Annotated in this window: 9 protein-coding genes; 3 read left to right on the forward strand and 6 right to left on the reverse strand. The window is 61.5% G+C overall.

What is annotated here, in order from left to right:
* From opgC to mazG, 3 genes are all read left to right on the forward strand, one after another.
* A partial coding sequence (opgC, locus tag EOA85_RS17925) for an OpgC domain-containing protein (protein ID WP_164759724.1) occupies window positions 1-735 on the forward strand: 735 nt, incomplete at its 5' end.
* Between the two features lie 179 nt (window positions 736-914).
* Complete coding sequence (locus EOA85_RS17930; protein ID WP_127210615.1) at window positions 915-2099, forward strand: amino acid aminotransferase; 1185 nt, start codon at window positions 915-917, stop codon at window positions 2097-2099.
* An 86-nt stretch (window positions 2100-2185) separates the two neighbouring features.
* Complete coding sequence (mazG, locus tag EOA85_RS17935) at window positions 2186-3010, forward strand: nucleoside triphosphate pyrophosphohydrolase (protein ID WP_127210616.1); 825 nt, start codon at window positions 2186-2188, stop codon at window positions 3008-3010.
* Between the two features lie 6 nt (window positions 3011-3016).
* On the opposite strand, the gene hflX is transcribed toward mazG, so the two are convergent.
* The 6 genes from hflX to EOA85_RS17965 all read right to left on the reverse strand — a co-directional run.
* Window positions 3017-4408 carry a GTPase HflX gene (gene hflX / locus EOA85_RS17940; protein WP_127210617.1) on the reverse strand — a complete coding sequence of 464 codons (1392 nt, stop codon included), beginning with the start codon at window positions 4406-4408 and terminating at the stop codon, window positions 3017-3019.
* Entirely contained in the window at window positions 4409-4654 is a 246-nt protein-coding gene (gene hfq, locus EOA85_RS17945) for an RNA chaperone Hfq (protein WP_006202172.1), read from the reverse strand.
* Window positions 4655-4799: 145 nt separating this feature from the next.
* Window positions 4800-5663: a D-amino-acid transaminase gene (locus EOA85_RS17950; protein WP_065008747.1), complete on the reverse strand. Its 864-nt coding sequence runs from the start codon at window positions 5661-5663 to the stop codon at window positions 4800-4802.
* 182 nt (window positions 5664-5845) lie between these two features.
* On the reverse strand, window positions 5846-7207 hold the full coding sequence (locus EOA85_RS17955) for a sigma-54 dependent transcriptional regulator (protein WP_065008746.1): 1362 nt from the start codon (window positions 7205-7207) through the stop codon (window positions 5846-5848).
* A complete protein-coding gene (locus EOA85_RS17960; RefSeq protein WP_164759725.1) occupies window positions 7197-9482 on the reverse strand; it encodes a PAS domain-containing sensor histidine kinase in 2286 nt (761 codons plus the stop codon). The genes EOA85_RS17955 and EOA85_RS17960 overlap by 11 nt, the downstream gene beginning before the upstream one ends.
* Window positions 9483-9700: 218 nt before the next feature.
* On the reverse strand, window positions 9701-9927 hold a 227-nt coding region (locus tag EOA85_RS17965), incomplete at its 5' end, for a helix-turn-helix domain-containing protein (protein WP_281033750.1).

Genomic DNA, 9927 nt, shown 5'->3' on the forward strand with positions numbered 1-9927 from the left:
GGCTATAACAACATTCTTTCCATGTATGCCGTCGTACTTCTGTTGATGCCGCTTTTCCTGTGGATCGGCACTTTCAGCTTGCGCCTGATGCTTGCTGCGTCCGCTCTTCTCTGGCTCATCGTCGGCATTTTCCAGATCGCGCCTTCGAATTTTCCCGGCGACGGCTTCTGGTTCCTGAACCCGCTCTCCTGGCAGTTTCTGTTCGTTATCGGGATCGCCGGCATGCTGCACGTCAAGCGCGGCGGCGAAATCCGCTTCAACTGGATGATGGCGAGCGCGGCCCTCGGGTATCTGGTCGGCGCGCTGATTTGGGTGCGGCTGCCGCTGTGGGGCATCGAAACGGCCTCCGGCCTGCCCACCGTGCTGACCGGCTTCGACAAGACATTCCTTTCGCTGTCGCGGCTCATGCACATTCTGGCGATCGCCTATCTGATCGTGGCGATCCCGGCGCTTTCCAACCTGGCGAAGACCGGGCCCGGACACCCGTTCGCGGTTCTCGGCAAGCATTCGCTGCCGGTCTTCATCGCCGGAACGATCCTCGCCATGATTGCGCAGGTCATGAAGGTCGTCAGCCCGGGCGGGCTCCTCTACGACGCGATCCTGATCTCGACAGGCATCGCGCTGCAGTTCGGCTTTGCCTATTACCTCGAATGGCTGCCGCGGATCGGTTGGGGAGGCAAGAAGCAGCAATCTGTCGCCGCCTTACCGTGTGCTGCCCTCAAGCTGGCGTCATAGAACGGCGTCGACGAGCCGTGCCGTCAAGCTTTCGCCGCGTGCGAGCCTTTCCTCAAGGCATGCTATGGATTTCTGCGTCCTGTCTCCTGGTTTGGCGGTTTTCAGCCTGGTGCAAATGAAACCGCTGGCGCAGCACAGCCGATTTGCGTATCACTCCGCCGCCAACGGAAACCGAGCCGATGTTCGAAGACCTCCAGCCTGCCCCAGCCGACAAGATCCTTGCCTTGATCGGCCTCTATCGCGCCGATCCCCGCCCCGGCAAGGTCGACCTCGGCGTCGGCGTCTACAAGGATCGCGATGGCAAGACGCCGGTGATGCGCGCCGTGCGCGAAGCCGAAAAGCGACTGCTGCAGAGCCGGGACACCAAGACCTATCTCGGCCTTGCAGGCGATACTGGCTTCAACACAGCGATGGCGGGGCTGGTCTTTGGCCCTGCGGCCGAGTTTTCGCGCATCCGCGCGGCGCAGGCACCCGGCGGCTCCGGCGCGCTGCGGCTGGTGGCCGAACTGCTCAAGAGGACGCGATCCGACGCGACGATCTGGCTGTCGGACCCGACATGGCCGAACCACATGCCGGTGATGCGCGCCGCCGGCTTGGAGATACGCGAACATTCTTACTTCGACGCTGCATCAGGTGCTGTTCGCTTCGCCGACATGATGAGCGCGCTGGCGACCGCCAAGAGCGGCGACGTGGTGCTGCTGCATGGTTGCTGCCACAACCCGACAGGCGCCAATCTGGACACCGCGCAGTGGGCCGAAATAGCCGACCTGGTTATCGAGCGCGGCCTGCTGCCTTTTGTCGACATTGCCTATCAAGGCTTTGGCGAGGGGCTGGACGCGGACGCCACCGGCTTGCGCCTGCTGGCTGAAAAAGTTCCGGAAATGGTGGTTGCCTCGAGCTGCTCCAAGAATTTCGCCGTGTATCGTGACCGTGTCGGCGCGGCCATGATCCTGGCTAAAGACAGCGCGCAGGCGGATGTCGCAATGAGCCAGATGCTGTCGGCGGCGCGCGCTATGTACTCGATGCCGCCGGACCACGGCGCGGCCGCGGTGCGCATCGTGCTTGAAGACGCCACACTGCGCGCCGACTGGGAAGCGGAGCTAGAGGAGATGCGCCTGCGCATGCTGCGGCTTCGGGTGCAGTTCGCCAAAGCGCTGCGGCGGCAGTCCAATTCCGATCGCTTCGATTTCGTCGCCAGCCATCGCGGCATGTTTTCCCGGCTTGGCCTGTCCGAAGTGCAGGTCGAGCGGCTGCGTGCCGAGCACGGTGTCTATATGGTCGGCGACAGCCGCATCAACGTCGCCGGCCTGCCGGAGGACGGCATGGATGCGCTCGCCAAGGCGATCGTCTCAGTGCTCGATTGAGCCGACCGTCGCTGGCAACTGTGGACAATGCGCCCTTGCCGGGTGACAGCATTGGCTGAGTGGTCGCTGCACGATAGCGTCGACAGATGAAACCTTCGAAAGACATTTCCCGGCTGATTGAGATTATGGCGGCGCTGCGTGCGCCGGAAACCGGCTGCCCGTGGGATATCGAGCAGGATTTCTCGACCATCGCGCCCTACACGATCGAGGAAGCCTACGAGGTGGCGGACGCGATCGCGCGCGGCGACCTGGACGATCTGCGCGACGAGCTCGGCGACCTCCTGCTGCAGGTCGTCTACCATGCGCAGATGGCCGAGGAGGCCGGTGAATTCGCCTTTGGCGACGTGGTCCAGGCCATTACCACAAAAATGATCCGCCGCCATCCGCATGTCTTCGGCGATGAGAAGGCGCGCAGCGCGGGCATGGCCAAGGGCATGTGGGAGAAGATCAAGACCGAGGAAAAAGCGGAAAAGCGAAACGCCCGCCTCGCCCGCGGGCACGATCCTGAGGATCATGGCAATGGTTTTCTGGACAGCGTACCAGTCGCCCTGCCCGCTTTGACCCGGGCGCTCAAGCTGCAGGAGAAAGCCGCCCGCGCTGGCTTCGACTGGAGCGAGGCCACGCCGATCCTCGACAAGATCGAGGAAGAGATAGGCGAGTTGCGCCAGGCCCTTGCCAAGGGCGATACAGCTTCGATCAAGGACGAGTTCGGCGACATGCTGTTTGCCGTCGTCAATCTCGGGCGTCATCTCAAGGTTGATTCCGAAGCGGCGCTCAGCGGCACCAACGAGAAATTCCGGTCGCGGTTCCGCTATGTCGAGCAAGCGCTGGAAGCGTCCGGAAACACGCTGGAAAGGGCGACGCTCGACGAGATGGAGGCGCTTTGGCAGCAAGCCAAAAGCGCGAAGTAACAGAAATCATCCGTTGTTTTTACGATGCAATCTGGTTTCTATCTCTTCGTGTGCGCTTCGCGTCGCTTTGAGCGACACGGTTATACCGCCATCGTCATTGTCGGTGCGCGAGACGACGTCGCCATTGCGGTAGAGCCAGTCGACGAACCCAAGCTGGTCAGGCTTGAGCGTGACGGTCAGCGTTTCCAGTTCGCCTGAAACTCTTGTCTCCATGATCGCCTTCAGCACATCGATGCCCTCGCCGGTGGCGGCCGATATGGCAATCGGCGGCGCCTTGTTGCCGTCGATGCCGTCGGCGAGCAACCGCGCCCGGTTGCCTTCATCGAGCCGGTCGATCTTGTTCCACACTTCGATGACGCGCTTGCTGTCGCCGGCATCGACGCCGAGATCGGCGAGGATGCGCTCGACATCCTCGGCCTGGGCGGCCGTGTCGGGGTCCGAGATATCGCGCAGATGGATGACGAGATCGGCCTCGACCACCTCTTCCAGCGTTGCCCGGAAGGCCGCGATCAGATGCGTCGGCAGGTCCGAAATGAAACCGACAGTGTCCGAAAGGATGACCGGCGTGCCGTGCGGCAGTCGCACCCGACGCAGTGTCGGGTCGAGCGTGGCAAACAGCATGTCCTCGGCCAGCACCTCTGCTCCGGTCAGCCTGTTGAACAGCGTCGACTTGCCGGCGTTGGTATAGCCGACGATCGCCACAACCGGGAACGGCACCTTCTTGCGCTTGGCGCGGTGCAGATCGCGGGTCCGCCGCACTGTTTCCAGCTCGTGCTTCAGCTTGTTGATCTTGTCCTGCAGGACACGGCGGTCCGACTCGATCTGCGTTTCGCCAGGACCGCCAAGGAAACCGGCGCCGCCGCGCTGGCGCTCGAGGTGGGTCCAGCTTCGCACGAGCCGGCCCTTCTGATAGTTGAGGTGCGCAAGATCGACCTGCAGCGTACCTTCCTTGGTGCGCGCGCGCTCGCCGAAAATCTCCAGGATCAGCCCGGTGCGATCCAGCACCTTGGCGTTCAATTCTTTTTCCAGATTGCGTTGCTGCACCGGCGTCAACGGATGGTCGACAATAACCAGTTCGGCACGGCCCTCTTTGACGATCTCGGCGAACTCCGCGACCTTGCCGCTGCCGAGCAAGGTTGCTGGCCGCGGATCATTGACGGTCACCACCGCGGTATGGATCGGGTCGAGGTCAATGGCTTGGGCAAGACCAACCGCTTCGTCGTGGCGGGCCTCGGCGGAACGCATCAGGCGCGGACGATTGGTGTCTTCGTCGCCGCGCGGCTGGCGGGTAAGCACCGGCACGATGACCACGGCCCGGGTCGGGCCTTCGGCTTCCGTCCCCGGCTGATATGCTGGTTTTTCGCGAACGCTGCGGTCCGCGTCTTTCTTACGTGCCAATCAGGCGCCCTGGCTTTCCTCGCCATCGAACATCTGAACCGGCTGGCTCGGCATGATCGTGGAAATGGCGTGCTTGTAGACGAGCTGGGAATGGCCGTCTCGACGCAGCAGAACACAGAAATTGTCGAACGAAGTAACCACACCGGTCAGCTTCACGCCGTTGATGAGAAAGATGGTGAGTGGGTTTTTGCTTTTGCGAACTGAATTCAGGAACAGGTCCTGAAGATTTTGCGATCGTTCCGCCATTGTTCTTGTCTTTCGCCGATCCCCTTCGGTTTGCACCTCAATGCGCCAAATTACCCGGCACGTGTCAAGCGCGCAAACACCATCTTGCCGTCAATAACGACAAGCAGAACGAGATATATTGATGTTCATTCCACCTGTGCGGTTATCAGGCTGGACTTTTTTCCGCAACGTCAAAAAAGGCTTGCCGCAAGGAAAGTGTTATCGAGCCCGGATGGCCATTGGCGACGGGAGCGCCGTCGATCGCCACGATCGGCATCGCGATGGTGGTCGCGGAGCTGATGAAAACCTCGCGCGCAGCCTTGGCCTCGGCGACCGAAAAGCCGCGCTCCTCGATCTTCAGGCCGAGCTTGGCGGCCACTTCGAACAGCGTGGTGCGGGTGATGCCGCGCAGGATGCCGTGCTCGGCCGGACGCGTCACCAGCACACCATCCCTGGTGATGATCCAGGCGTTCGACGATCCACCTTCCTTGACGGTGCCGTCGGCATCGACGAACCAGGCTTCCTGGGCGCCGGCTTCCTTGGCCTTCTGCTTGGCGAGCACATTTGGCAGCAGGCCGACCGACTTGATATCGACCCGATCCCAACGATTCTCTGGCACGGTGATAACCTTGATTCCGCTTTCGGCTCTCTTCGCGGCAGCAGCGGGGTCGGCTTTCCTGGCGGTCACCACCAGCGACGGCTTCGTGCCCGCCGCCGGGAAAATAAAGTCACGACTGGCGACGCCACGCGTCACCTGAAGATAGACCAGGCCATCGGTGACATGGTTGCGGCGAACCACCTCACGCATAATAATCGGCAACACGCCCCGCGTGACCGGCCAGTCGATCGACAATTCGGTCAGCGAGCGGTTTAGCCGTCCGAGATGGCGAGGCATATCAACGATGAAGCCGCGCGCTACCTCGCAGACCTCGTAGACGCCATCGGCGAACTGATAACCACGGTCCTCGACATGCACGAAGGCGTCGGCGTGAGCGACATAGCGCCCGTTCACATAGGCAATGCGCGGCATGAGGTCACCCTGGAGAAGTCAGCGCATGACCCCGAAAATCGGAATCGATTTTCGGGGTCATGCGCAAAAATCAAAATGCTACAGCGTCCTTTGAGCGTCCCAAAAGACCCGCGGCGCTGCAGCGCTTTCTTATGCGATTCCGCCGGCGCCGTAACCGATAATTGCGTAGGCCATGATGGAAATCAGACGCCCAGCGACTTCAGCTTGCGGTGAAGCGCCGAGCGTTCCATGCCGATGAACTCGGCCGTTTTCGAGATGTTGCCGCCAAAACGATTGATCTGGGCGATCAGATAGTCCTTCTCGAATTGTTCGCGCGCTTCACGCAACGGCAGCGCCATGATGTGCTGATCGGATTGGTTTGGCGTGCGCGGCATGACATCGCCGATCTCGGCAGGCAAAAGATCGGCGGTGATCGGTGCATCGATATCGTCGCCGCGCGCCAGGATCATCAGTCGCTCGACGTTGTTGCGCAACTGGCGGACGTTGCCTGGCCAGTTGTGCGCCTGCAGCACCGCCAGCGCGTCGTCGCCGATGCGCCGCGGCCGGATACCGGCCTGGCGGGCGATCTGTTTCATGAAATTGTCGACAAGATAGGGGATGTCCTCCCGCCGCTCGGCCAATCCCGGCACCATGACCGGAACCACCGCCAGACGGTGATAGAGATCCTCCCGGAAACGACCGTCGGCGATCATCGCCTCCAGGTTCTGCGAGGTCGACGAAATGATTCGGACATCGACCTTGACCCGTTTGGTGCCTCCTACCCGCTCAAACTGCTGTTCGACCAGCACGCGCAGAATCTTGTTTTGCGTTTCGCGCGGCATGTCGGCCACTTCGTCGATGTAGAGAATGCCCCGATGGGCTTCCTCAAGCGCGCCGACCTTGCGTTCGACACCGTTGGATTCGGTACCGAACAGCTCGACCTCCATGCGTTCGGGCGTGATGTTGGCAGCGCTCAGCGTGACAAATGGTGCGCTCTTGCGCGCCGACAGCGTGTGGATGGCGCGAGCCGCGAGTTCCTTGCCCGACCCGGACGGGCCGATGATCATGACGCGGCTGTTGGTCGGCGCAACGCGCTCGATGGTCTGGCGCAACTGGCTCATCGCCGACGACATGCCGATCAGGTCGAAGGTTTCGCCGCTGCGCAGCTTGAGATCAGAAACCTCGCGTCTGAGTTTCGAGGTTTCAATCGCACGTTCGGCGATGAGAATCAGCCTGTCGGCCTTGAACGGTTTCTCGATAAAGTCATAGGCGCCGCGGCGGATGGCCGAGACCGCCGTCTCGATGTTGCCGTGGCCCGAGATCATCACCACAGGCAAGCTCGGATGCATCGTCTTGATCTCGTCCAGCAACGCCAGTCCGTCCAGACGTGAGCCTTGCAGCCAGATATCAAGGAAAATCAGCCTCGGCGCCCGGTCGGCTACCGCCGCCAGGGCGCTGTCGGCATCGAATGCCGTGCGGGTTTCGTGACCTTCGTCGCTTAGGATACCGGCGACGAGTTCACGGATGTCTTCCTCGTCATCGACGATGAGAATGTCAGACGCCATTACCGACCTTTTCAGTTTCTCTTTCGTTTTCCGTCTTGCCTTCGCCGCGCGACGGCACGGTGGCGGCGAGCGGCAGAATGATGCTGATCATCGCGCCTCGCCCGTCGTGGAAATCCGCCGGCGCGTCATGCAGTTCGAGCCGGCCGCCATGGTCCTCCACTATCTTCTTGACGATAGCGAGGCCGAGCCCCGTGCCTTTCTCGCGTGTCGTCATGTAAGGCTCGAGCAATCGCTGGCGATTCTCGCGCGGCAAGCCCTTGCCGTTGTCGATGACATCGATGCGAATCGCACCATTCTGGCGCCCGGCTTGAATCCGGATTATGCCGTGCGAGCGGTCCTTTTGATCAAGTCCGTCAATTGCCTCGGCCGCGTTCTTGATAACATTGCCAAAAGCCTGCGCCATCAGGCGGCTGTCGAAAGTGCCTTTGAGCGGTTCGTTGCCGAACACGCGCTCGAAGGTGATATCGGATCGGCTCACTTCGACGAGGAACGAGGCTTCACGCAACGATTCGCGCAAATCGAGGGCCTTCATTTCGGGCTTGGGCATGCGTGCGAAAGCGGAGAACTCGTCGACCATCCGGCCGATGTCCTCTACTTGCCTGATGATCGTATCGGTGCACTGATCGAAAACCTCGCGGTCTTCGGTGATGACCTTGCCGTAGCGGCGCTTGATACGCTCGGCGGAAAGCTGGATCGGTGTCAGCGGGTTCTTGATCTCGTGCGCGATGCGCCGCGCCACATCCGCCCAGGCCGAGGAACGCTGCGCCTGGACCAGATCGGTGATGTCATCGACGGTTACGACATAGGACTTCTCCTCCGAACCGTCGTCGCCGGCCTCGACCGTGATCTGCACGTTGAAGGTCCGCTCCGTCCCCGCGCGATAGAAGGTCACCTGCTCGCGGTGGACAGGCTTCCCCGACTTACGGCCGATCTCGAATACGCGGCCGACATGCGGCAGCACGGCGGAGAGGTTTTGCCCGAGTGCGGCGGTAGCAGATATGGCCAGCATCGTTTCAGCCGACCGGTTGACGATGGTGACGATGCCATATGGATCGACGCCGATGACGCCGGCTGTGACACCGGCAAGCACGGCTTCAGAAAAACGCCGCCGCTCGTCGATCAAATCCTTGGCGGACAGTATCTCGTTACGCTGCGATTTCAGTTCCAGCAGCATCTTGTTGAAGGTGTCGCCGAGCGAGGCGACGTCGCCGTCGGAGGGCCGAACCGGCACGGCAACGTCGAGATTGCCGGTCGCGACCTCGTCGGCCGCGCCGATGAGCTGGCGGATCGGCCGCACCAGGCGGTCTGCCACGGCGATTCCGGTCCAGATGGCTGACAGAATGATGATCAGCGTCAGCGACAGGTAGGGAAGTGCGAACGCCACCTGCGAAGTGCGGCGATTGTCTTCCAGACCGCGATATTCGTCGGTGTTGGATCTGACAATCTGCCGCGCCTTGATCACCTCGGGATCGACGAGCCGGATGGTGTAGAGATAGAGCCCTTCGATCTCGCGCAGTTTGACGATTGCGCCCATGATGTTGCGCGTCTTCGGCTCGATCAGCACCGGCCTGCCGTCGGCGGCACTGCTCATGGCGCCTTCCGGCGGCTCCGGCATGGCAAAATCGGCGTCGGTCTTTGCGCTCATGACGAACGAACCGTCGGGCCTGACCAGTGCGGCATGGGCCAGCGAGCGTCCGACGGCTTCCTTGTTCATGAGATCGAGGAAGCCGGTTCGATCGAGGCCGTAGAGCGTACGGGAGGCGTCGAGATCGTAAGCCATCGACAGGGTTGTTCCCTGGAGATTGCGCGCGTTCTCCTGCACATAGGCATCGGCGATCGACAGCGACGAATTGACGATCGTCTTGGTACGGATCTCGAACCAGCGATCAAGGCCGATATCGAGTGTGATCGAGGCGATAATGGCCACCATGATGGCGGGAATCGCGGCGACCAGCGCGAACATCGCCACGATCCGCACATGCAGCCGCGACGCCGCCTTGCCGCGCCGGCGCGCCATCACGATACGATGCACTTCGCGGCCGACCAGTGCGATCAGAAACAGAATGAACGCCGCATTGAGGGCGATAAGCGCCAGCGTTGTCCTCTCGTCCGGCGTGATCGGCGTGGCGCCGACGAGGATGGCGAAGGAGATCGCCGCCGTAACCAGCGCACCGGCAATTGCCACCACGCCGGGCAGCGCAAGCAGCCGGCGCCCGTCCCGTGTGCCAGGTTCGCTGAAAAGCGCTTCGCTCGGTGTCGCTGCCTGTGGAGCCATGTCGCCGTCTAGAGCCAGTAATTGCGTCGGATGATGCAACGCATTGTGGCGATTATGCAACAAGTGTGACCTGGACGGAAATGTTTCGGCGATCGATCCCCCGAAAAGCTTCGCTCTGTCGCACCGGCCCGAAAACGGAATCGATTTTTCGGAAAGCACGATGCGCAAAGCTCAAAGTGTAGAGAGAACTTTGTACGTCCGAACGGACGCACGTCGCTCTAAACCTGCCTGGTCGATTTGTAGACGTTGACGCCGAGTTCGCGAATTTTCTTGCGCAGCGTGTTGCGGTTGAGCCCCAGGAGTTCCGCAGCCTTGATCTGGTTGCCGCGGGTTGCCGTCATCGAGGCCAGCACCAGCGGATATTCGACCTCGGAGAGAATGCGCTGATAGAGGCCGGCGGGCGGCAAATCGCCTGCGAAGGAAGCAAAATAGCGCTGCAGGAAAT

Source organism: Mesorhizobium sp. M5C.F.Ca.IN.020.29.1.1, from assembly GCF_003997375.1.
Lineage (GTDB): Bacteria > Pseudomonadota > Alphaproteobacteria > Rhizobiales > Rhizobiaceae > Mesorhizobium > Mesorhizobium wenxiniae.